At 48.7% G+C, this 20,365-nt stretch carries 23 protein-coding genes; 3 read left to right on the forward strand and 20 right to left on the reverse strand.

Annotated features, from left to right (window positions below; all coding sequences use genetic code 11):
• Positions 1-6 precede the first annotated feature (6 nt).
• A complete protein-coding gene (locus Q7P67_RS09770; RefSeq protein ID WP_303851778.1) occupies positions 7-384 on the reverse strand; it encodes a cytochrome c3 family protein in 378 nt (125 codons plus the stop codon).
• Between the two features lie 268 nt (positions 385-652).
• On the opposite strand from Q7P67_RS09770, the gene Q7P67_RS09775 reads away from it, so the two are divergent.
• Positions 653-1,837: an NAD(P)/FAD-dependent oxidoreductase gene (locus Q7P67_RS09775; protein ID WP_303851779.1), complete on the forward strand. Its 1,185-nt coding sequence runs from the start codon at positions 653-655 to the stop codon at positions 1,835-1,837.
• Here Q7P67_RS09775 and Q7P67_RS09780 read toward each other — a convergent pair.
• Complete coding sequence (locus Q7P67_RS09780; protein WP_303851780.1) at positions 1,834-2,235, reverse strand: helix-turn-helix domain-containing protein; 402 nt, start codon at positions 2,233-2,235, stop codon at positions 1,834-1,836. The two genes, Q7P67_RS09775 and Q7P67_RS09780, sit on opposite strands and share 4 nt — an antisense overlap.
• Positions 2,236-2,334: 99 nt before the next feature.
• Between Q7P67_RS09780 and Q7P67_RS09785 the strand changes: the two genes are divergently transcribed.
• Positions 2,335-2,613 (forward strand): putative quinol monooxygenase, encoded by a 279-nt coding sequence (locus Q7P67_RS09785; protein ID WP_303851781.1) that lies wholly within the window; start codon positions 2,335-2,337, stop codon positions 2,611-2,613.
• On the forward strand, positions 2,610-3,227 hold the full coding sequence (locus Q7P67_RS09790; RefSeq protein ID WP_303851782.1) for a flavodoxin family protein: 618 nt from the start codon (positions 2,610-2,612) through the stop codon (positions 3,225-3,227). Before Q7P67_RS09785 ends, Q7P67_RS09790 begins: the two co-directional genes overlap by 4 nt.
• A 187-nt stretch (positions 3,228-3,414) precedes the next feature.
• Here the strand turns inward: Q7P67_RS09790 and Q7P67_RS09795 are convergent, their stop codons facing one another.
• From Q7P67_RS09795 to efp, 18 genes are all read right to left on the reverse strand, one after another.
• Positions 3,415-4,029 (reverse strand): HAD family phosphatase, encoded by a 615-nt coding sequence (locus Q7P67_RS09795; protein ID WP_303851783.1) that lies wholly within the window; start codon positions 4,027-4,029, stop codon positions 3,415-3,417.
• Entirely contained in the window at positions 4,030-4,284 is a 255-nt protein-coding gene (locus Q7P67_RS09800; protein WP_303851784.1) for a DUF167 domain-containing protein, read from the reverse strand.
• 1 nt (position 4,285) lies between these two features.
• Positions 4,286-5,512, reverse strand: coding sequence for a lipoprotein-releasing ABC transporter permease subunit (locus Q7P67_RS09805; RefSeq protein WP_303851785.1), 1,227 nt, complete (start codon positions 5,510-5,512; stop codon positions 4,286-4,288).
• A gap of 6 nt (positions 5,513-5,518) precedes the next feature.
• Complete coding sequence (gene guaA, locus Q7P67_RS09810) at positions 5,519-7,066, reverse strand: glutamine-hydrolyzing GMP synthase (RefSeq protein ID WP_303851786.1); 1,548 nt, start codon at positions 7,064-7,066, stop codon at positions 5,519-5,521.
• Between the two features lie 255 nt (positions 7,067-7,321).
• The gene (guaB, locus tag Q7P67_RS09815; protein WP_303851787.1) at positions 7,322-8,791 is read right to left on the reverse strand and encodes an IMP dehydrogenase; all 1,470 of its coding nucleotides are present in this window, start codon (positions 8,789-8,791) and stop codon (positions 7,322-7,324) included.
• A gap of 196 nt (positions 8,792-8,987) precedes the next feature.
• On the reverse strand, positions 8,988-9,809 hold the full coding sequence (locus tag Q7P67_RS09820; RefSeq protein WP_369696018.1) for an NAD+ synthase: 822 nt from the start codon (positions 9,807-9,809) through the stop codon (positions 8,988-8,990).
• Positions 9,797-10,633 carry a nitrilase-related carbon-nitrogen hydrolase gene (locus Q7P67_RS09825; RefSeq protein WP_303851789.1) on the reverse strand — a complete coding sequence of 279 codons (837 nt, stop codon included), beginning with the start codon at positions 10,631-10,633 and terminating at the stop codon, positions 9,797-9,799. Before Q7P67_RS09825 ends, Q7P67_RS09820 begins: the two co-directional genes overlap by 13 nt.
• A 354-nt stretch (positions 10,634-10,987) precedes the next feature.
• Positions 10,988-11,470, reverse strand: coding sequence for a cyclic pyranopterin monophosphate synthase MoaC (moaC, locus tag Q7P67_RS09830; protein ID WP_303851790.1), 483 nt, complete (start codon positions 11,468-11,470; stop codon positions 10,988-10,990).
• 13 nt (positions 11,471-11,483) lie between these two features.
• Positions 11,484-12,224: an SH3 domain-containing protein gene (locus Q7P67_RS09835; protein WP_303851791.1), complete on the reverse strand. Its 741-nt coding sequence runs from the start codon at positions 12,222-12,224 to the stop codon at positions 11,484-11,486.
• Complete coding sequence (gene ychF / locus Q7P67_RS09840; RefSeq protein ID WP_303851792.1) at positions 12,217-13,311, reverse strand: redox-regulated ATPase YchF; 1,095 nt, start codon at positions 13,309-13,311, stop codon at positions 12,217-12,219. The genes Q7P67_RS09835 and ychF overlap by 8 nt, the downstream gene beginning before the upstream one ends.
• Positions 13,312-13,413: 102 nt before the next feature.
• Positions 13,414-13,974, reverse strand: a complete 561-nt coding sequence (gene pth, locus Q7P67_RS09845) for an aminoacyl-tRNA hydrolase (RefSeq protein ID WP_303851793.1) — start codon at positions 13,972-13,974, stop codon at positions 13,414-13,416.
• Positions 13,975-14,925, reverse strand: a complete 951-nt coding sequence (locus tag Q7P67_RS09850) for a ribose-phosphate pyrophosphokinase (RefSeq protein WP_303851794.1) — start codon at positions 14,923-14,925, stop codon at positions 13,975-13,977.
• 18 nt (positions 14,926-14,943) lie between these two features.
• Complete coding sequence (gene ispE / locus Q7P67_RS09855; protein ID WP_303851795.1) at positions 14,944-15,786, reverse strand: 4-(cytidine 5'-diphospho)-2-C-methyl-D-erythritol kinase; 843 nt, start codon at positions 15,784-15,786, stop codon at positions 14,944-14,946.
• Positions 15,783-16,349 (reverse strand): hypothetical protein, encoded by a 567-nt coding sequence (locus tag Q7P67_RS09860; RefSeq protein ID WP_303851796.1) that lies wholly within the window; start codon positions 16,347-16,349, stop codon positions 15,783-15,785. Before Q7P67_RS09860 ends, ispE begins: the two co-directional genes overlap by 4 nt.
• Positions 16,350-16,362: 13 nt before the next feature.
• Positions 16,363-17,955 (reverse strand): tetratricopeptide repeat protein, encoded by a 1,593-nt coding sequence (locus Q7P67_RS09865; RefSeq protein WP_303851797.1) that lies wholly within the window; start codon positions 17,953-17,955, stop codon positions 16,363-16,365.
• Positions 17,955-19,289, reverse strand: a complete 1,335-nt coding sequence (accC, locus tag Q7P67_RS09870; RefSeq protein WP_303851798.1) for an acetyl-CoA carboxylase biotin carboxylase subunit — start codon at positions 19,287-19,289, stop codon at positions 17,955-17,957. The genes Q7P67_RS09865 and accC overlap by 1 nt, the downstream gene beginning before the upstream one ends.
• A gap of 9 nt (positions 19,290-19,298) precedes the next feature.
• Positions 19,299-19,772 carry an acetyl-CoA carboxylase biotin carboxyl carrier protein gene (accB, locus tag Q7P67_RS09875; RefSeq protein ID WP_303851799.1) on the reverse strand — a complete coding sequence of 158 codons (474 nt, stop codon included), beginning with the start codon at positions 19,770-19,772 and terminating at the stop codon, positions 19,299-19,301.
• Between the two features lie 12 nt (positions 19,773-19,784).
• Positions 19,785-20,360: an elongation factor P gene (gene efp, locus Q7P67_RS09880; RefSeq protein WP_303851800.1), complete on the reverse strand. Its 576-nt coding sequence runs from the start codon at positions 20,358-20,360 to the stop codon at positions 19,785-19,787.
• Positions 20,361-20,365 lie beyond the last annotated feature (5 nt).

The following is a 20,365-nucleotide window of genomic DNA, read 5'->3' on the forward strand; positions in this document are numbered from 1 at the left end:
CCTTCCTTACTTAACGTCTGTGGGAGTGTATCCCGGCTTGTGTGTCAGAAAAGTATGTGCCTTGTGGCAGGTGATGCAGGTTACTTTCGGCGCAGTGTTGTTCTCCGCCTCGTGGTCGTGGCAGCCTATGCAGGTAAGCTGATCGGGAGTCTTTTTAAAATTCTTTTCGTCGCCGTGGCAAACCTGACACTTAACGCCGACGAAACCGTGAGCGCTCTGTTCCCACTGCTGATACACTTCGGGAGTAACGTCCATATGACACTCGATACAGTCAGCGGTGCCCATTTTTTCAGGGTGCCCTTTAGCCTTGGAACTTTTTGCCGACGCCGCGCCGAATGCGACGAGCGAAAGCAACAAAATAAAAACAGCCAGTCTCTTGCCCATAAAGTACCTCCGGTTCACAAAAATTAGCGTTTCCGGCGCGACTCAAACCGCACAGGGTGCGGCAGTTGGGGTAAGTCCGTCGGAAACGGTTTAACGTTGCGCTATTTCTCCTTTAAGCCTAGCGCTATTTTTGTAAATGAGAGATTAAGGTTGTAAGCATACTGTAAATTATGTAAATAGACCCTCCGCCCGTTATTTCATCACTTTGATTTATTGATTATGCCGGCGCGCGGGGGTATAGTGAATTATAAAACACCCGGAGGGAGTTATGGCTCATTTTGACTTTATTGTGGCGGGCAGCGGCATAAGCGGCATGGTCTTTGCCCGTAAAATGGCTGAAAAGGGGAAAACGGTTCTGGTTCTGGAAAAAGCGGAAAGAGCGGGCGGATGCCTCGCCTCCGCATCATATGATAATTTCTGGCTGGAACTCGGAGGTCACACAGTTTACGCGTCATACGCATCATATATCTCCGCTATGAAAAGCGCGGGAATGGCGGCGGATTTTCTGCCCAGAAAAAAGGTTCCTTTCCGTATGCTCACATCGGCAGAGCTTGTTCCGCTGACAAAATGCCTGAATAAGCTGGAACTCGCCTTAAACATGCCAAAAGCGTTCTTTGTTAAAAAAGAGGGCAGAACGGTAAGGGATTTTTACTCGGCGATACTGGGAAAGGGCAACTATGAAAAGATGTTCCGCCCTATGATAGCGGCGGTAATATCTCAGGACGGTTCCGATTTTCCGGCGGACATGATGCTGAAAAGCAGACCAAAGGACAAATCGCTGCCCCGCAGCTTCACCATCAAAGGCGGCATGGCGCAGTTCATAACTAAAACTGCACAGATGGAGAACATCACCCTTAAAACATCGTGCGGCGCCGAATCGGTCTCTTATGACGGCGAGGCTTACACCGTTGTGACATCAACGGGAGAAAACTTCACCGCCAATAACTTTACAGCGGCATGTTATCCGGCAGAGGCGGGCAGACTTCTTAAAACTACTTCACCGGAAGCCTCGGCTATCCTTTCTTCAATACCATCAGCAAAGGTTGAAAGCATGGGGATTATCGTTAAAAAGGGTGATACGCCCGTTGAAGAACTCAGCTTCATCATTCCGGCAGAGGGAGAATATACTTCAGTGGTGTCAAGGGATGTCGTCGAGGACTCTTATTACCGCGGATTCGCCTTCCACTTCAAACCCGAAAGACTGACAAGTGAACAGAAAATAGCTGTAATAGAAAAGGCTTTGAGAACCGACAGGTCAAAATTCGTGCATACTGCGGAAACGGTTCACTACTGCCCGACACTTAAACTGGGGCACGAGGAGCTGATGGCGATGCTGGATTCCATCATAGTTAAAACCAAAGGACTGTACGTTACAGGCAACTGGTTTACAGGGCTTGCTCTTGAAGACTGTGCCATACGCAGCACGAAAGAGGCGGCAAGAGCCTCACTTTAAACAATAGAATTATCAGGCTGTTCATACCCGGCGGAGGCGAACATCTCTCTTCCGCCGAGGTATTCCTCATATTCAATTCCCCAGTCCTTCATCATATTAAGTATCGGAATCAGTTTCTTACCTATTTCTGTAAGGCGGTATTCCACCTTGGGCGGTATCTGATTGTAGATATGACGGCTTATTACGCCGTCTGCCTCAAGCTCCCTGAGCTGTTTTGCAAGCATCCGTTCCGTTATGCCGTTCATGCCCCTGCGTATCTCGCTGAAACGAAGCACCTCCGCCTCGGCTATATGGTAAAGAATTATCGCCTTCCACTTGCCGGAAAACACTGTCATGGTAAGCTCAAAAAAGCAGTTGTATGATTTCCCGCACAGGTTTTTCGTTTTACAGTTGCCCATAAAAGCCTCACTATACTTTATGTAAGTACATGTATTTTTTTACCGTTCTTGTGTTTACTATAGTATCAGTTTATTATTTGCGCAACAAGAGGAGGAAAAATGTTTATACTTCACGTAACAATGACACTTAAAGACGGATACGCCGACAAAACGCTGGACGGGCTTCTGAAAGTGCGCCCCGACGTGCTGAAAGAGGACGGATGCGGCGAATATACCATAACGAAGCTCAATGATCAGGTTTTCTGTTTCGAGATATGGGAGAGCAACGCGCACCTTGACGCGCACATGAAACAGCCTTATATGGTTGAATTTTTTGAGAAAACTAAGGACTGGCACAAAGAGGATGTCGTCATTAACAAATACGAGGTGGCAAAATGAAGGTTTTAGGTATCAACGGCAGCCCCAGAAAGGGCGGCAATACGGAAATAATCGTGAACAGAGTTCTGGACGGACTGAAAGCCCGCGGGTGGGAAACGGACTATGTACAGATTGGCGGGCATGTGTTCCGCGGCTGCATATCCTGCGGAGGCTGCTTCAAAAATCATGACGGAAAATGCACTCTTAAAGAGGACAGATTCAACGAAGTTTTTACAAAAATGGTGGAAGCGGACGCAATCGTCATCGGCTCACCCACATATTTTGCGGATGTCACCGCCGAAATAAAGGCACTTATGGACAGAGCCGGCTATGTTGCGATAGCGAACGGCCACTTGCTGAAAGGCAAGATAGGCATGGGCGTTTCCGCTGTGCGCCGCGGCGGCTCCATACACACAATAGACTCCATCAACCATTTCCTGCACCTCTCCCGCATGATTCTGCCCGGTTCAACCTACTGGAACATGGTATACGGACGGGGCAAAGGCGAAGTGCTTAACGACGAAGAGGGAATGGCGAATATGGATCATCTCGCGGCTGTTACAGACTGGCTGGGAAAAGCCATCAAGCCCTTTATAGACAGCTACCCGCTGTCAGGCGGCTCCTGCGCGGAATAGAGCATACACAATATATGATTATACATCTCCAGAATTGAGATTGCTTCACCCGTTCAGGGTTCGCAAAGACAGATAGAAAATCCGGTCTTCGCGAGGGTTTTGCGCCCGAAGCGATCTCGTGTTTTGTCTACCCTTTTGACAAAGGGGGGAGCAATACAACATTACTTCTGAAAAACGCTCAGAAACATCAAAAAATAATCTCACGCATAGAATCCACAGCCCTGTCAGCAATGGATGTGTGATCCTCGTCGGCAAACTGCCGGAGAAAATAGGTGAACACGCCTGCGGAACGGGCGGATGTGATGCCCATCTTCGAATCCTCCACCGCAAAACTTTTTGAGGCTTCGATGTTCAAACGTTGCAGGGCTAATAGATATGGCTCGGGGTGGGGTTTTCCGTTAACTATATCATCATTCGTAACTATCGTATCGAAGGCTGAAAAATCCACTATATGCGAGAAAATCTCTATCTCCGCTCTGCTGCTGCCCGTCACAATGGCGCGCAGTATCGGCTTTTCCATAAGCTCGCGAAAGCCGTCGGCGACGACCACCCCGTGATGCGCAAAAAACTCCGCTTTCCGCTCGATAAAGCGCACGTTCAGCTCTTCTGCTGTGATTTTCCCGTATTTATTCGTGATATACCGGAAGATATCCAGCCATGAACTGCCGCTGAAATGCAGAAAATCGTCAACGCGCAGACCATGCCCGTAAAAGTCGTGCATGGCATCGTGAAACGCCTTGAAATTCCCTTTTTCAGTGCCCAGAATTGTATTATCGAAATCCAGAAGAGCAGCCTTGAACATCTATTCTCCGAATACTTCCATTATGTCCTCTTCGTCCGCATCTATCTCAAGGGTCTTGAGTCTTGAGGCATGACCGGAAACCAGCTTTACAGACGATTTGGGCAGTTTGAGCCTCTTCGCCACAAACTTCACCAGTTCGTCGTTCGCCGCGCCGTCCACAGGAGGCGCGTTCAGCCTTATCTTTGGTCTGCCGTCGTGCATACCTGAATGTTCCGTCTTTTTCGCACCCGGCTGAACGTACACGGACAATTTCATATCAATCCCTGCGCAGAGCTTCCACAGGGTCGAGTTTCGCCGACTGTCTGGCTGGGAACAAACCTGCAAGATAGGTTATCAGCAGCGAACAGAATGAGACCACGACAAATGTCATAACCTCTATCTTAACGGGTATTCTGTCCATGAAATACACGTCGGCTGGCAGAGAAATTATCTTGAATTTCATCAGCACAACACAGATAGCAAGCCCCAGAAGGTTGCCGATTATCGTTCCCGTAACACCGATTATCATGCCCTGCCGCTTGAAAATGCCCGAAATCGAGCTTTCCGACGCTCCCATGGCACGCAGAATTGCAATGTCCCGTTTCTTATCCTTTACGGTGACCGTTATCATACTGATAACATTGAATGATGCGACTATGATTATAAGCGTCAGGATGATGAACATCGCGTATTTTTCCAGCTTGAGAGCGGAAAAAAGGTTCTGGTTCATGCTTATCCAGTCCCGCGACCAATAGGGGAAATCCAGCTTTTTCTGTATGTTCGCGGCGATATCCGGCGCATAGTCAAAATTCACTGTGCCTACGCTGAAACCTGAAACCACATCCGACATACCGAAGAAATCCTGTGCCGCGGACATATTTATATACGCCAGTGTGTTGTTGTATTCGTACATTCCCGTATCGAACACACCGCACACCTGAAAATGCTTCATTTTAGGGGTGATACCGAAGGGACCCTTTTTACCCAGAGGTGAGACCATGGTGATGTTGTCGCCAACCACAACGCCCAGATTCGCCGCAAGCTCCTTGCCAAGCGCAATCATCGGAACTTCGCTTTTTATATTCAGGTCAGAGAACGATCCCTCTTTCATGAACTTTGCTATTGTAGTGACCTTCATCTCGTCCGCCGCGTTAACACCACGGATAACGGAGCCTGCCACATTGTTCTGGCTTGTGAGAAGCACCTGACTGATAATAAAGGGTGAAACTCCGGTAACTCCCTCAACGGAAGCTATCTGCTGTTTCACAGTGCGCCAGTCCTCTATTGGGCTGACGTCCATGCGGTTGACAACAATATGGGCGTTCGCACCGAGGATACGGTTTTTCAGGTTATCCGAAAAGCCGCTCATGACGCTTATCACCACTATCAGAGTGGCAACGCCCAGAACTATGCCCAGAACCGATACTCCCGAAATAAACGAGAGTATGCGGTTCGATTTTCTTGACTTTAAATATCTCTCCGCTATAAAGCGTTCATATTTCAATGGAAATTACTCCCACTCGATAGTTGCCGGCGGTTTGGAACTGATATCATACGCCACGCGGTTTATGCCGCGCACTTCGTTGATGATGCGGTTGGATATCCTGCCCAGCACCTCATAAGGGATATGCGCCCAATCGGCTGTCATCCCATCGGTGGATTCCACCGCACGGATTGCAACAGCGTTTTCATAGGTTCTGTTGTCGCCCATAACACCAACGGTGTTGACTGGCAGAAGCACTGTGAACGCCTGCCATATCTTTCTGTAAAGCCCCGCTTTGTGCAGTTCTTCCATATATATAGCGTCCGCTTCACGCAGAACGTCGCATCTCTCTTTAGTGACCTCGCCAAGCACACGCACGCCAAGTCCGGGACCGGGGAAGGGGTGTCTCCAGATAAAGTTTTCACCGATGCCCAGCGCAGCACCCACAGCACGCACCTCGTCCTTGAACAGTTCGCGCAGAGGCTCAAGAAGTTTAAACTTCATATCCTCAGGCAGACCGCCGACGTTGTGATGTGTTTTGATAGTTACGGACGGTCCACGGAATGAGACCGATTCGATAACGTCAGGATAAAGCGTTCCCTGTGCAAGGAAATCAAAATCACCCAGTTTTTTGGACTCCTCTTCAAAAATCCTTACGAACAGGTTGCCGATGGCTTTTCTTTTCTTTTCGGGATCCGTAACGCCTTTGAGAGCTTCAAGAAATCTGTCTTCAGCGTTAACAGCTATCAGGTTCATATGGAAATGGTTTCGGAATGCCTCCTCAACCTGTTTTCCCTCGTCTTTGCGCAGAAGTCCGTTGTCTACGAAAACGCACGTCAGCCTGTCGCCGATGGCTCTGTGGATGAGAACCGCAGCAACGGATGAATCCACGCCGCCTGAAAGTCCGCAAAGGACTCTTTTGTCGCCCACAAGCTCGCGGATGCGCTCTATCTCGGCTTCAACAAAGTTTGCGGGAGTCCAAATCTGCTGGCATCCGCAAACGCCCACAACGAAGTTTTTCAGTATCTGCGCACCGTTGTCGGTATGCGCAACTTCGGGGTGGAACTGTATCGTGTAAATAGGTCTTGTGTGGTGCTTCATGGCGGCAACGGGTGCGTTTTTTGTGTAAGCTATAACGTCGAACCCTTCGGGCATCTTTTCCAGTCTGTCGCCGTGGCTCATCCAGACGGTGAACGATTCGGTTTCTATTCCTTCGAAGAAGGGGTCTTTTTTGCCGATAAAGAGTTCTGCACGTCCGTATTCCCTGTGATCTGCGGCGGCAACCTTTCCGCCGAAGTATTCACCTGTGAGCTGGTGTCCGTAGCAAATGCCAAGCACAGGCGCACCGAGGTCATAGACCTCTTTTGAAACTTTGGGCGCATCCTCATCGTATACAGATGCGGGACCGCCCGAAAGGATTATCCCCTTTGCTCCGAAATTGCGTATTTTTTCGAAATCTGCGGTACAGGGGTATATTTCGCAGTAAACGTTCGCCTCGCGCACACGTCTGGCGATAAGCTGGGTGTACTGCGAACCGAAATCTAATATCAGTACCTTCTGGCTATGAATATCCATTTAATCTCCCATAAATTTCCCCTCCGTGGGGAAATTTCTGATATCGTTCAGCGGGGCAAAGCCCGTGCTTCACTCACTCTCCGTTCGCATCACGGGTAAAACCCGCTCTGCTGCCTCCGAGAACTTCATACTGAAGTTTTATTCTCCCATAAATTGCTTATCAAGAAAATCCACCCCAGCCCTCCTTTGTTAAAGGAGGGAGCAAAAAGCCTCCCTTTGATAAAGGGAGGTTTGGAGGGATTAACATTAAATATATTAAGTTGTAACCCAGTAGTTGGGTGCTTCTTTCGTAATAATTACGTCGTGAACGTGGCTCTCTTTCAGTCCCGCGCCCGAAATCTTAACGAATTTAGCGTATTTGCGCAGGTCGTCAATATTGCGGCTGCCAGTGTAACCCATACCGGATTTCAGACCGCCCACAAGCTGATAGATAGTTCCGCTCAGTTCGCCTTTGTAATGAACCCTGCCCTCGATGCCTTCCGGCACATACTTCTGCTCGTTCATTACGTCGTCCTGAAAATATCTGTCTTTGGAGCCTTCTTTCATAGCGCCTACAGAACCCATGCCTCTGTATACCTTGTAGCTTCTGCCCTGAAAAAGTTCGATGTCGCCGGGAGCTTCCTTAGTACCTGCGAACATGGAACCCATCATTACGCATGAAGCGCCTGCGGCTATAGCCTTGACAACGTCGCCGGAATATTTGATACCGCCGTCTGCGATTATCGGGATACCGTATTTGTCGCCCATTGACGCGCAGTCCATGATAGCTGTTATCTGAGGAACGCCCACACCTGCAACAACGCGTGTCGTACAGATTGAACCGGGACCGATGCCGACCTTAACGCAGTCTGCGCCAGCCTTCGCCAGATCCTCCACCGCTTCGCCTGTTGCGACGTTGCCGGCAACGACCTGAATGTCGGGATATTCTTTCTTTATCCAGCGCACCATATCAAGCACTTTGAAAGAGTGACCGTGAGCCGTGTCAACAACGATGACATCCGCTTTCTTTGCCACAAGTCCGGCAACACGGGCTTTCGCCTCTTCGCCAACACCCACGGCGGCACCCACAAGCAGTCTGCCCATATCATCTTTGGCAGCGTTGGGATATTTGATGCGTTTATTTATATCCTTGATGGTGATAAGCCCTTTAAGCTGATAGTGGTCGTCCACCACAAGAAGTTTCTCTATCCTGTGCTCCTGAAGGTGCTTCATAGACTCTTCCAGAGAAGTTCCAACGGGAACTGTCACAAGGTTTTTGCTTGTCATAAATTCGGACACCTTAGCGGTGTATCTGTCAACGAAACGCAGGTCTCTGTTGGTAAGGATGCCCACAAGTTTTTCATCCTTAACAACGGGAACGCCGCTGATTTTATATCTGCCCATAAGATCGAGGGCATCCTCAACCGTTCTGTCCGGGTCGATAGTAACCGGGTCAACTATCATTCCGCTTTCGGAACGCTTAACCTTGTCAACCTCGTCCGCCTGCGCCTCAATAGACATGTTTTTGTGGATGAAGCCGATGCCGCCCTCCTGCGCCATTGCAATGGCGAGTCTCGCCTCGGTTACGGTGTCCATAGCAGCACTGACAAGGGGAATATTAAGTCTTATTCTGTCAGTGAGTTTGGTTCGCGTGTCCACATCCTTGGGCAGGATTTCGCTCTTTCCGGGAACGATGAGAACGTCATCGAACGTCAGCGCATCCTTCAGTATTTTCTCATGGTACATCCAATCACCTCTATGTAATTACGATTATCGTCTGGCTATTTTTTGTCCCCCTTTAATAAAGGGGGACTAAGGGGGATTTACATTAAATGTTAATCAAAATCCACCCCCGCCCTCCTTTATTCAACGAGTTTGGAACAGAAACATTTACATAAATAGTGTAAATGTTTTCTAAAGGAGGGTGCAAAACCTTTATCTATCAGTAGCCCCAGTCCCTGCAATAGCGGAAGTCACGCCCTATCGTGCGCTGGCTTACCTTTGCAATGACCGTCATATTCCTCTTAAACTGGTTTCTCCGCACCTTCTCCGCAACCTTTTTAACGAGTTCCTCTTCAAAACCCATCCCGATAAGCTCCGGTATGCGTCTGCGCTCGTCCACCATAGCATAAAGCAGGTCGTCCGCCTGTCTGTATGTGAAGCCAAGCTCCTGCTCGTCGGTCTGTCCCACCCAGAGGTCAGCCGTAGGCGCTTTGTCCACAACCGACTGCGGGATGCCCAGATATTCCGAAAGCTCCCACACCTGCGTTTTGTAAAGGTCGCCGATGGGGTTAAGAGCACTTGCAAGGTCGCCGTACCATGTGCCGTAACCCAACAGAAGCTCCGTCTTGTTACTGGTTCCGAGCACCAGCCCGGCAACTTTTGCCGACATATCGAAAAGGCATATCATCCTCTGACGCGCCATTACGTTGCCCATGCGGAGTTTGTCTATATCCGGTATCATGTCGAAATACGGATCCACCATAGGGGTTATCTCTATCACATCGAAATTCAGCCGGAATGTCTCCGCAACTTTCATAGCGTCTTTAAGACTCTCGTCACTGCTGAGTTTATAAGGCATACAATATGCATACACTCTGTTTCCGCCAAGCGCTTTTGCGGCGAGTGCCGCGCTGAGAGCTGAATCTATTCCGCCGGAAAGTCCGAGAACTACGTTTTTAAGACCTATTTTTTCAGTTTCGTCCTTGATGAAATTCGTGAGTATATCCACGGTGAGGTCAAGGTTCAGCTTCATTTTCCGCATCCCTCCTCATTCAGAAAGTTCCTTACAATAAAGCTCTTTTCATCGCGCAGGAAGGGCGTTTCTATGCGTGCTCTGCGCACGCTGTCGTGGTCAACCTCGACAGTTATACCCTCTTCTTTGAACATATCTGCCGCAGCAAGCCTTCTGCCTTTCGCGTCGTATGCCTCTGAGCCTCCCCAGAAGGATACTCCGTCCTCCACACCGACGCGGTTGACGAACACGAGATTTACAGTGAGCACACCTGCAATATACCTGTTGGATGTCTGCCATGTGTTAGATGCGTCGTGCCCCTGCTCAAGATTACCTCTTGCAGGGCTGTTGGAAGGAATGATTATGTTCTGCACGCCGGACTGGGAAAGGATATAAAGCGAGCTTAAATGGAAAACGTCTTCGCAGACGAGTATTCCGCATTTGCCAAACTCAGTATCGAACGCCTCAATGCTGTTTCCGGCGGCAAAGTATCTGCCCTCTTCAAAAAGGGTGTAGTCCGGCAGATAAACTTTTTTGTGCAAATGCACGGTTTTGCCTCTGTGGACGAACGAAGCCGCGTTATAAAACAGCTTCTCTCTGGATTCGTAAACAAAGCCAAAGACTATAGCGATTTCGTTTGAATATTCCAGAAAGCGCTGATAGACCGGATGGGTTTCATCCATGGCAACGTCGTATACGAGGTCGAGAAGATAGTAGCCTGTGAGTGAGAGTTCAGGGAACACCACAAGGTCACAGCCCTCTTCCACAGCCTGCTCAATGATTTTAAAATGGTTCTCGGCATTCTTTTCCAGATTGCCCAGTATCGGTTTCATCTGCGCCAGATGTACTTTCATAAATGCCTCTATTTAACAGCGAGAAAATCCAATCATAGGATTTTTTCGCCAACGCTACAATCAGCCGGAGAATATATCATATCAATGGATGAGACTGCTTCACCCTTATGGGTTCGCAGAGACAACTCTGTCTTTGCGAGGAGCAACAGCGACGCGGCAATCTCATTCCTGTCTTATGTAAGTTCCGCTTTTGCCGCCTGACAATTTAACAACGAGAAAATCCAATCATAGGATTTTTTCGCCAACGCTCCAATCGGCTAAGCCTCATTCCGCTCACGCTGCGCGGTCTGCATCCATGCAGACGAAAAAAACAGGCGACTGTCTCTCCCGTCTCTGCGAACGCAGTAATGCAGTCTATTCTTCCCTGATGTAAGTTCCGCTTTTGCCGCCAGTTTTTTTCATCACTCTTATCCCGCCGATGAGCATGTCCTTGTCGACGGCTTTGCACATGTCATAAACAGTGAGTGCGGCAACGGAAACACCTGTCAGCGCCTCCATCTCAACACCTGTCTTACCTGCCATCTTAACCACAACCTGAATATCAACCTGCGATTTCTCCCTGTCCGGTTCGAAATACACATCAACCTTAGTGATGAAAAGCGGGTGACACATTGGGATAAGGTCGGAAGTGCGCTTAACGCCCATAACGGCGGCAACCCTTGCGACCTCGAAAACGTTTCTGCCCTTCGCCATCTCGCCCTTGATGAGCATATCCATGGTGGCGGGTTTCATCTTTATGTATCCTGCGGCAACTGCTTCCCGCACGGTCTCATTCTTATCGGTGACATCCACCATGCGGCTTCTGCCCTCTTCATCGAAATGAGTCAGTTCTTCCATCTTTCTCCCCCAATTATCTCGGATATTCGGCAAACATATCGGCAAGTTTCCTTGTGGAGCGGACAACAGTCCACAGAGACATTTTTCCCTCTTTTATCTCCGCAAGCTCCTTTGCTGTCGGGCGCATCACAAGGTCGGCGTAAACCGCCTCACCTGCAACTTTTCCTCCGATTCCGAACGACGGTACCATGATTGTCAGCTTATATTCAGCCGCCTCATGCACCAGCATCTTGCGGAAAAGAAGACTGAGAAGTTCCCTCATGTTCTTTGCCAGCGGGTTATTTTTAAGCGAAGGTATCTCCTTGCCGTCCCCGTCTATCCCTGAATATTTCAGAACCGCCTCCGTGGGGCTTTTTGAAACAACCAGTTTGAGTTCGGGAAAAACCTTCTCTTTATCCGCAAAATCCGATTTTTTTACTGTTGAATTGAATTTATTAAGCACACGACTGATCTCGTCACCCGTTTTGTCTTTCTTTTCCGGTTCTTTCGGTTTCACTTTCGACGTTCGAACTCCGGACGCCTTTACATATCCGGCTCCACCGTCCAGCAGCCTGATTTTCAGCCAGCCGCTGCGCGAAGACAGCACCTCAACGGATGAACCGCGCCCCAAAAGCCCCACCACCTCCGATTTTGAAGACGGTTTCGCATAGATATTAACTCTGGACGCCGTTACACTGCCATAGGTGACCTTTGCCTCAGCCCACCCGCAGAAAAACACAAAAAGCAGAGTCAGAATCAGTGTTTTTTTAAACATTAAACCTGAAATAGATTATGTCCCCGTCCTGAACGACGTATTCCTTGCCTTCAAGACGCATTTTGCCCATTTCTTTGGCTTTCGCCAGAGAATTAAACTCCTTGAAGTCATTATACCCCGTAACCTCCGCACGGATAAAGCCTCTTTCAATATCACTGTGAATTTTTCCGGCGGCTTTCTGCGCTGTGGTTCCGCGCGTTATTGTCCATGCGCGGACCTCTTTTTCGCCCGCTGTGAAAAAAGTTATGAGGTCTAGCAGCTTATATCCCTGCTCAGTCATTTCTGATAGTCCTGAGCGGGTCAGTCCGAGGCTGTCCAGAAACTCTTTCGCCTCGTCCTCGTCCAGTTCGGAAATCTCCTGTTCTATCTTCCCGCAGATGCGCACGCACACTGCGTTCTCTTTTGCAGCGATACTGCGAACCCTTGCTGCATATTCGTTATCTTCGAGGATGTTCTCCTCGTCAACGTTCATAACGTACATAACGGGCTTTGCCGTGATGAACGAATACTCGCTAAGTTCCGCAACGTGGTCTTTGTAGCCATCTATGTTTCTTATGAGGGTGCCTTTTGCAACCTCCGCCTGAAGCACTTTCAATGCCTCAAGTTTTTTAAGGAGGTCTTTGTCGCCTCCCTTGCTCGCTTTCTGGGTTCTCTCAACTGCGCGGTCGATTATCTCCATGTCGCTTAAAAGCAGTTCTGTGTTGATGATGTCTATGTCGCGTTCCGGATCAACTCCGCCCTCTACGTGGGTTATATCCGTGTTGTCGAAACAGCGCACGACGTGAGCAACAGCATCCACCTGACGGATGTTTGTGAGAAACTGGTTGCCAAGCCCCTCGCCTTTGCTTGCACCTTTGACAAGTCCGGCGATGTCCACAAACTCCACAGTGGTTCTGACTATTGATTTCGGCTTGATGAACTGTATGATGTAGTCCTGTCTCTCGTCCATGACAGGCACGATACCCTTGTTGGGGTCGATGGTGCAGAAGGGGTAGTTTGCGCTTTCCGCTCCCGCTTTCGTAAGTGCGTTAAAGATGGTGGATTTGCCGACGTTGGGCAGTCCCACTATTCCGCAGTTGAATCCCATTTAAAACTCCGATTATAAAATAAAGGTCTCCCTTTAATATAGGAGACCCTGTTTCACTGTAAAACAAAAAAGGCAGACACGCAAGTGTCCGCCTCTATTTTTTTACACGCTTCTGTTGTTGTAAGCGTTCATAGCCTTTAAAAGCCCGTCCTGCGCAATGGAAATCAGCGCTTTTACGCTGTTGTACATAAGCTCGCGCAGTTTTTCAGTCTCTTCCGGTGTAAAGCTGCCCAGAACATGACCTACGGTCTCTTTTCTTCTGTCTTTTCCGATACCCAGTTTCAGCCTGATGAAATCATCGGTGCCCATCATCTGTATGATGGATTTTATGCCGTTGTGCCCGCCGGAGCTTCCGCCCCTGCGTATCTTCATTTTGCCGAACTCCATGTCCAGATCGTCGTGAACAACCACGATATCCTGAACAGGTATCTTGTAAAACGCGCTGAACGGCTGAACACATTCGCCGCTCAGATTCATATATGTCTGGGGTTTCAGCACATAGTGCTTTGCTCCGTTTATGAAAACTTCTGCATAAAGCCCCTTAAATCCTTCTCTGTAGCTGCCGCCGTATTCGCTCACAAGAGCGTCCGCCGCCATAAAACCAAGGTTGTGACGGGTACGGTCATATTTTTCGCCCGGATTGCCCAGTCCGACAATCAGCACTTATACCTGACCTTTGGCAAACAGGGAGCTGATGGATTCTTTCTGCCATATTCTTGTTATTGCCTCCGCAAAAAGCCCTGCGATGGAAAGAACTTCTATCTTGCTGACAGCCTTCTCTTTCGCGAAGGGTACGGAATCCGTTACCAGCACTTTTTCGAGAGGCGAATTGATTATCCTCTCGATGGCAGGTCCGGAAAGGATGCCGTGGGGCGCCGCGGCTATAACAGATTTAGCGCCGTGGTCTATACATGCCTGAGCAGCCTGAGTCAGCGTGCCGGCAGTATCTATCATGTCGTCAACTATTATTACTTTTTTACCTTTAACGTCGCCGATAACGTTCATAGCCTGTGCAACGTTGGCTTTCTCACGGCGTTTATCCACAATGGCAAGCCCTGTTTCAAGAATCTTGCTGTATGCTCTTGCTCTTGCAACACCGCCTGCGTCGGGAGATACCACAATATAGTCCTCGCCGAGCATCTTATTAGCCACGAAATATTTTTCGAAAACAGGGGAGGAGTAGAGGTTATCCACGGGTATATCGAAAAAGCCCTGAATCTGTCCTGCGTGGAGGTTCATTGTAACAACCCTGTCGATACCGGATTTCGTAAGCAGGTTAGCTATAAGTTTTGCTGTAATCGGCACGCGGGGTTCGCTCGTTCTATCCTGTCTGGCATAGCCGAAATAGGGCATGATAGCCGTTACGCTGTTCGCTGATGCGCGTTTGAGGGCATCCACCATTATCATAAGCTCAATCAGGTTCTCCTCTGCAGGTTTGCAGGTAGACTGGATAACGAATACGTCACGTCCGCGGACGCTCTCGTTAATTCTGACGAATATTTCGCCGTCGCTGAATTTGCGGATATCCGCATCGCCCAGTCTCATTCCCAGCTTGGAAACGATTTCCTGTGCCAGAGGACGGTTTGACGTCCCTGAAAAAACAAGATAGTCCATGTTGTGTACTCCTGAAATTTATATCAATTTGGTTAAAAAACATTTCCAGCCGGGGTTGTCTCCGGCGATATTTCTTTCTGCGGCAAGAGCGCGTTCGAAATCACGGAACAGACCGAAAACCGTTGCGCCGCTTCCGCTCATAAGTGCAAAATCAGCGCCGGCGCCTGTCAGAGCGTTCTTCGCTTTTGCAACAGCCGGATAAAAAGGCAGAACCGCAGGTTCAAGCCCGTTGAAAAGGATGTCGCCGTACTGCTCAAATTTAACTATGTGCGGGATTCTATTCAGTTCCGACCTGTCCGTCAACTGCAAATTGCCCGATGAGAAAACTTGACCTGTTGACACATGAACCGAAGGGTTTACCAACAGCACAAAAGCCTGCGGCAGAAATCCGTAAGGAGTGAGTATCTCCCCCCTGCCTCTGCCGATCATTGGTCTGTCGTAAAGGAAAAATGCAGTGTCAGAACCAACGCGCGCCATGATATCCGTCTGGGCGGAAAGCGGCATCTGTAACCGTTTAATTTTCAGAACTGCTTTAAGGTATGCAGCGGCGTTTGAACTTCCTCCGCCAAGCCCTCCGCCGTCGGGTATGCGTTTTATTATGTCAACCCTGTGGCGGCAGTCAATATTATAATATTTTACGAGTATGTCTCTGACTTTACTGATTATATTGCGTTCATCCGTTGGGATGTCGGGATTGTCGCAGGTTATTGAAAAACTGTCCGCATCTGAAACTGTTATCGTATCGAAGATGCCAATTGGTGCAAAAAGCGTATAAAGTTCGTGGAAACCGTCGTCTCTTTTGCCGAGGATATGCAGAAAGATGTTTATCTTCCCGCAGCTTTCAACGGTCACACTGTTCATTGCAGCCTTATAAAAACGGACTGTTTCGGAGTGACGTATTCCAGATCCTCCGCATGTCCGCCGTTATATCTGTAGGTATAGGTACCTTCCGGTGTTTTGATGGTTCTGATGAGGTAATCGTCTCCGGCGGTTATCTCGACTTTGTCCTTTGTGAGGAAATAATCGCCGTCTTTAAGTGATATGTTAAATGAATCGTCAACGTTCATATACGGATAGCGGATCAGCTCAACCATACTCTCAAGGTTTTTCTGCTTCATTATGTACTGAGCGAGCAGACTCACATCGCCTGTGCCGTCAACAGCAGCTATTTTGCCGTCTCTGTAATCGACTTTTGCAAGTGTTATTCCGAGTGGACCAAGTATAGTCAGCGTAAAATCGTTGTTGCACTTTTTGTCCAGATACCCTTTAAGGCGGATATCCTGCTCTTTGTAAAGATAGCGCACGACAACCTTACCTTTATATTCGCAGACAACCCTGTTGGCGTCCTGTATTCTGCTGATTGCGTCTTCAGGGATATCGCTGACCACCGGTCTGACAGTACAGGCAGCGGTTAAGACGACCAATGCGAAAAAAAGGCTAATCTTCTTTAATGATATCATCTATGCTTTTCTTAATACCGAGTTTTTTCATTATCGCCTTCATATGCGCCGTTATCTCCGGTTCGTCGGGAGCTTTTTTAACTGCACGCTTCTGGTATACGAAAGCGTCCTTGTATTTCCCCTGTTTGTAGAGTATCCAGCCGAGGCTGTCCAGGTATGCAGCCTCTTCCGGGCGCTTGTCCAGTGCTTTTCGGATAAGTCTTTCGCCCTCTTTGAGATTAACTCCCATTTCGGCATACATATATCCGAGAAAGTTCAGGAACGACTCATTGTCGGGGTGATGTTTCAGCCCCTGTTTTATCAGCTCAACAGCCTTGTCCCTCTGTTTCTGTTCGTCGTAGAGCACAGCAAGGTCAAGCCTGAGTTTTATATCCTTGTCATTTTCTCTAAGTGCGTTTATAAGAACGTTCTCTGCGGAAATGTAGTCCTCTTTCTGAATGTACGCTTCCGCGGTTATGCGGTAGAAATCCACATCCTTATATATTTTATCGATATCTGCGAGCACTTTTATTGCTCTTTCCGGCTCTTTGTCGCGGATATAAATCACAGCGAGGCGTTTTCTTGCGTCAGCAAAATCAGGACGTCTCACAAGCAGAGCGTTGTATGCTGCCTCCGCTTCCGTGTCCATCCTTGCCGCCTCCGCCATAAGCGCCATGGAGTATCCGGTCTGGATGTCGTTGTCTATTTCAAATGCACGTCTGAAATAATCGTAAGCCCTGTCGTATTTTCCGGCATTATAGCTGAGCGAGCCGAGCTGTTTCAGCACATACAGCTTTTCGTTTCCCTGTAAATTTTCCAGTATGCTTTCATAAAGCGGGTATGCGTCAACCTCTTTCCCCTGCTTTTTCAGAATTTCAGCAAGTCGAAACTGGGCGATTATATTACCGGGGTTGGTCTGTATTACCATTTTAAGATATTTGACAGCGTTTGCAGTGTCGTTAAGCCCAAGATAATAGTCCGCAAGACGGGATGCGGCAAAAAAGTTTCCGTCAATATCTGCCGCGGTGTGATAGTCCGCCAGAGCCTCTTTGTCAAGCCCCAGCATCGCGTACATTTTAGCTCTGCCTACATAGTATTCGGATTTCTTTTCTTTGGAGATAAGCTGATTATAAGCACTTATAGCACTGTTGAAGTCACGCATCTCTTCGTATGCGTCGGCAAGGGATTCAACATATTTGCTGTCGTTTGAAAGCTCGTAGGCCTTCTTATACATCTCCACAGCCTTAGGCATGTTCTCCCTGTTCATACGGTAGATGTCACCCATAAGCCCAACAAGCTCAACGGAATCGGGATTATGTCTAAGCCCTTTCTCAACGGTGAGCTTAACAGCCTGCAGGTCGTTCAGCTTTATATAGGTTTGTGCAAGTTTCAGGTAGACGTAGGCGCTGTCCGTATTCTCAAGCATCTGCTCGTAAAGATCGGCAGCCTCTTCGTAACGACCCTCGTTATCATACAGCGAGGCGCGCATGTAAAGCGAATCCAGTGAATAGTCCGCAGTGCTTGTGTCTGCCGAGGATATTATACTCGTCAGAAAAAGCCCCGCCAGTATGATAATGAGTTTATTTCGCATTAAAAGTACCTTTCGATGAATGCCGTGCTTATTTCGCCTTTTATGAAAGCGTGATGATCGAGTATGCGTTTATGAAGAGGTATGGTGGTTTTGATACCCTCCACAACAAACTCGTCCAGCGCTCTTTTCATTCTGGCTATAGCCATCTCCCGGTTTTTTCCGAAAACGATAAGTTTTGCTATCATACTGTCGTAATACGGAAGAACTGTATAGCCATCGTAACATGCGGAATCCACTCTTGTTCCGAAACCGCCTGGCGTGTTATACCCCGAAATGGTGCCGGGGCAGGGACGGAACGTCTCCGGATCCTCCGCATTTATCCTGCATTCTATGGCATGACCAACAATCCTGATATCTTCCTGTTTAAGCTCAAGGGGTTCGCCTGCGGCGATTCTGAGCTGGAGCTGAAGAAGGTCGATATTGGTCATCATCTCCGTAACCGGGTGTTCCACCTGAATACGGGTGTTCATCTCCATAAAATAGAAGTTTTCATATTTATCCACAAGGTATTCTATTGTTCCGGCGTTCTCATATTGAAGAGCCTGAACGGCCTGAACAGAGGTGTCGCCCATTTTTTTCCTTGTTGCCTGGCTGATTCCGGTGCTGGGAGCTTCTTCAAGAAGTTTCTGGTGGCGGCGCTGTATGGAACATTCTCTTTCAAAGAAGTGAAGTCCCTTGCCCTTTCCGTCACCGAAAACCTGAATCTCAACGTGTCTGGGTTCCTCGATGAATTTCTCGATGTAAACCTCATCGGAACCGAACGCGTTTGCGCCCTCAGCTCTTGCCATTTCAAAAGCGTTGAGGAAGCTCATTTCGTTATGAGCAACGCGCATACCTTTTCCGCCTCCGCCTGCCGCAGCTTTGATTATGACGGGAAAGCCTATCTGCTTCGCAATTTCGAGCCCCTCTTTAACGTCTGCAACAGAGCCGTCACTGCCGGGTACAACAGGCACGCCGAATTTCTTCATGGCGTCCTTAGCGGCCGATTTGTTTCCCATCATGCCGATATGCTTTGAGCTGGGACCTATGAACTTGAACCCGCTCTCCTCGCAGATAGCGGCGAAGTCTTCGTTCTCGGCAAGAAAGCCGTATCCGGGGTGGATGGCGTCCGCATCGGCTATCTCGGCAGCAGCCATAATGCTCTTAACGTTCAGGTAGCTTGCTCTGGACTGAGCCGGTCCTATGCACACCGCCTCGTCCGCCATGGCAACATGGAGGCTGTCGCGGTCAACGTCAGAGTAGACAGCTACCGTTTTGACATTCAGTTCCCTGCACGCTCTGATTATTCTGAGGGCTATTTCGCCCCTGTTTGCTATCAGTACTTTATTGAACATGGCACGCCCTTATATGGGTTCGACTATGAATATCGTCTCTCCGTATTCTACGGGTTTTCCGTTCATACCGACTCTTTTTTTGATAACGCAGTCAAATTCAGCTTCAATCTCGTTCATGATTTTCATGGCTTCAATGATGCAGAGTGTCTGTCCGGCTTTTACAGTGTCGCCTTCAGAAACGAATGCGGCGGCGCCGGGAGACGGAGCTTCATAAAAAGTTCCGACGATAGGCGATTTAATCTCCGTGCCGGAAACAGCAGGTGCTGCAGGTGCTGCGGCAGCGGGAGCTGCGGCAACAGCAGGGGCGGGTGCCGCCATCTGCATGGGGGCAGCGTACTGCATCTGAGGTGCTGCCTGAATTATCTGGGGAGCATCGCTGTTTTTGGATATGTAAATGCTCTCATTCTCGTTTTCATACTCAAATTCTTTGATGTCTGATTTTTCAATAAATCTGATCAGTTCTTTGATCTCTTTGATGTCCATCTTCCACCCTCCTTATCTGGCGGTTCTGACCCGTTCCATGTATGTCTGTTCTCTCGTGTCTATTTTAAGCACGTCGCCGATGTTGATGAACAGAGGAACGTTAACTGTTCCGCCTGTGCTGACTGTTGCGGGTTTGGAACCGCCGCTTACAGTATCGCCTTTCAGACCGGGGTCTGTTTCAACAACTTCAAGCTCAACAAAGTTCGGCAGGTCGATGCCGATGGGCTGTCCGTTGAAAATCTGCACGCCAACGTGGATATTCTCAGGCATGAACAGTGAGTTATCGCCTACGCTGTCGGTGGGGATCTCTATCTGCTCATAGCTTTCGTTGTCCATGAAATAAAACTTTTCGCCGTCGTTGTAGAGATACTGCATCTCTTTCTCTTCAAAATCAGGCTGTTTTATCTTTTCATCCGATTTGAATGTTCTTTCGATAACCGCACCTGTGCGAAGACTTTTCACTTTTGTGCGGACGTTTGCGCCGCCTCTTCCGCATTTAATATGAAGATACTCGACAACGGCATAGGGTTCACCGTCGAGTTCAATTTTCGCTCCTCTCTTAAACTGGTTGGGAGTGATAACGCTCATAAACA

Origin of the sequence: Seleniivibrio woodruffii (assembly GCF_029267515.1) — a bacterium.
Lineage (GTDB): Bacteria > Chrysiogenota > Deferribacteres > Deferribacterales > Geovibrionaceae > Seleniivibrio > Seleniivibrio woodruffii_A.

Coding starts and splice junctions, on each gene's coding strand:
- guaA (WP_303851786.1), bottom strand. CDS start 7,066: ATGGATATTCATAGCCAGAAGGTACTGATATTAGATTTCGGTTCGCAG.
- ychF (WP_303851792.1), bottom strand. CDS start 13,311: ATGGGATTCAACTGCGGAATAGTGGGACTGCCCAACGTCGGCAAATCC.
- Q7P67_RS09795 (WP_303851783.1), bottom strand. CDS start 4,029: ATGTTCAAGGCTGCTCTTCTGGATTTCGATAATACAATTCTGGGCACT.
- Q7P67_RS09800 (WP_303851784.1), bottom strand. CDS start 4,284: ATGAAATTGTCCGTGTACGTTCAGCCGGGTGCGAAAAAGACGGAACAT.
- ispE (WP_303851795.1), bottom strand. CDS start 15,786: ATGAACAGTGTGACCGTTGAAAGCTGCGGGAAGATAAACATCTTTCTG.
- Q7P67_RS09780 (WP_303851780.1), bottom strand. CDS start 2,235: ATGGGCAACTGTAAAACGAAAAACCTGTGCGGGAAATCATACAACTGC.
- accC (WP_303851798.1), bottom strand. CDS start 19,289: ATGTTCAATAAAGTACTGATAGCAAACAGGGGCGAAATAGCCCTCAGA.
- efp (WP_303851800.1), bottom strand. CDS start 20,360: ATGAGCGTTATCACTCCCAACCAGTTTAAGAGAGGAGCGAAAATTGAA.
- accB (WP_303851799.1), bottom strand. CDS start 19,772: ATGGACATCAAAGAGATCAAAGAACTGATCAGATTTATTGAAAAATCA.
- Q7P67_RS09835 (WP_303851791.1), bottom strand. CDS start 12,224: ATGTTTAAAAAAACACTGATTCTGACTCTGCTTTTTGTGTTTTTCTGC.
- Q7P67_RS09775 (WP_303851779.1), top strand. CDS start 653: ATGGCTCATTTTGACTTTATTGTGGCGGGCAGCGGCATAAGCGGCATG.
- Q7P67_RS09825 (WP_303851789.1), bottom strand. CDS start 10,633: ATGAAAGTACATCTGGCGCAGATGAAACCGATACTGGGCAATCTGGAA.
- Q7P67_RS09770 (WP_303851778.1), bottom strand. CDS start 384: ATGGGCAAGAGACTGGCTGTTTTTATTTTGTTGCTTTCGCTCGTCGCA.
- moaC (WP_303851790.1), bottom strand. CDS start 11,470: ATGGAAGAACTGACTCATTTCGATGAAGAGGGCAGAAGCCGCATGGTG.
- Q7P67_RS09850 (WP_303851794.1), bottom strand. CDS start 14,925: ATGGACTATCTTGTTTTTTCAGGGACGTCAAACCGTCCTCTGGCACAG.
- guaB (WP_303851787.1), bottom strand. CDS start 8,791: ATGTACCATGAGAAAATACTGAAGGATGCGCTGACGTTCGATGACGTT.
- Q7P67_RS09785 (WP_303851781.1), top strand. CDS start 2,335: ATGTTTATACTTCACGTAACAATGACACTTAAAGACGGATACGCCGAC.
- Q7P67_RS09820 (WP_369696018.1), bottom strand. CDS start 9,809: ATGCGGAAAATGAAGCTGAACCTTGACCTCACCGTGGATATACTCACG.
- Q7P67_RS09865 (WP_303851797.1), bottom strand. CDS start 17,955: ATGCGAAATAAACTCATTATCATACTGGCGGGGCTTTTTCTGACGAGT.
- Q7P67_RS09790 (WP_303851782.1), top strand. CDS start 2,610: ATGAAGGTTTTAGGTATCAACGGCAGCCCCAGAAAGGGCGGCAATACG.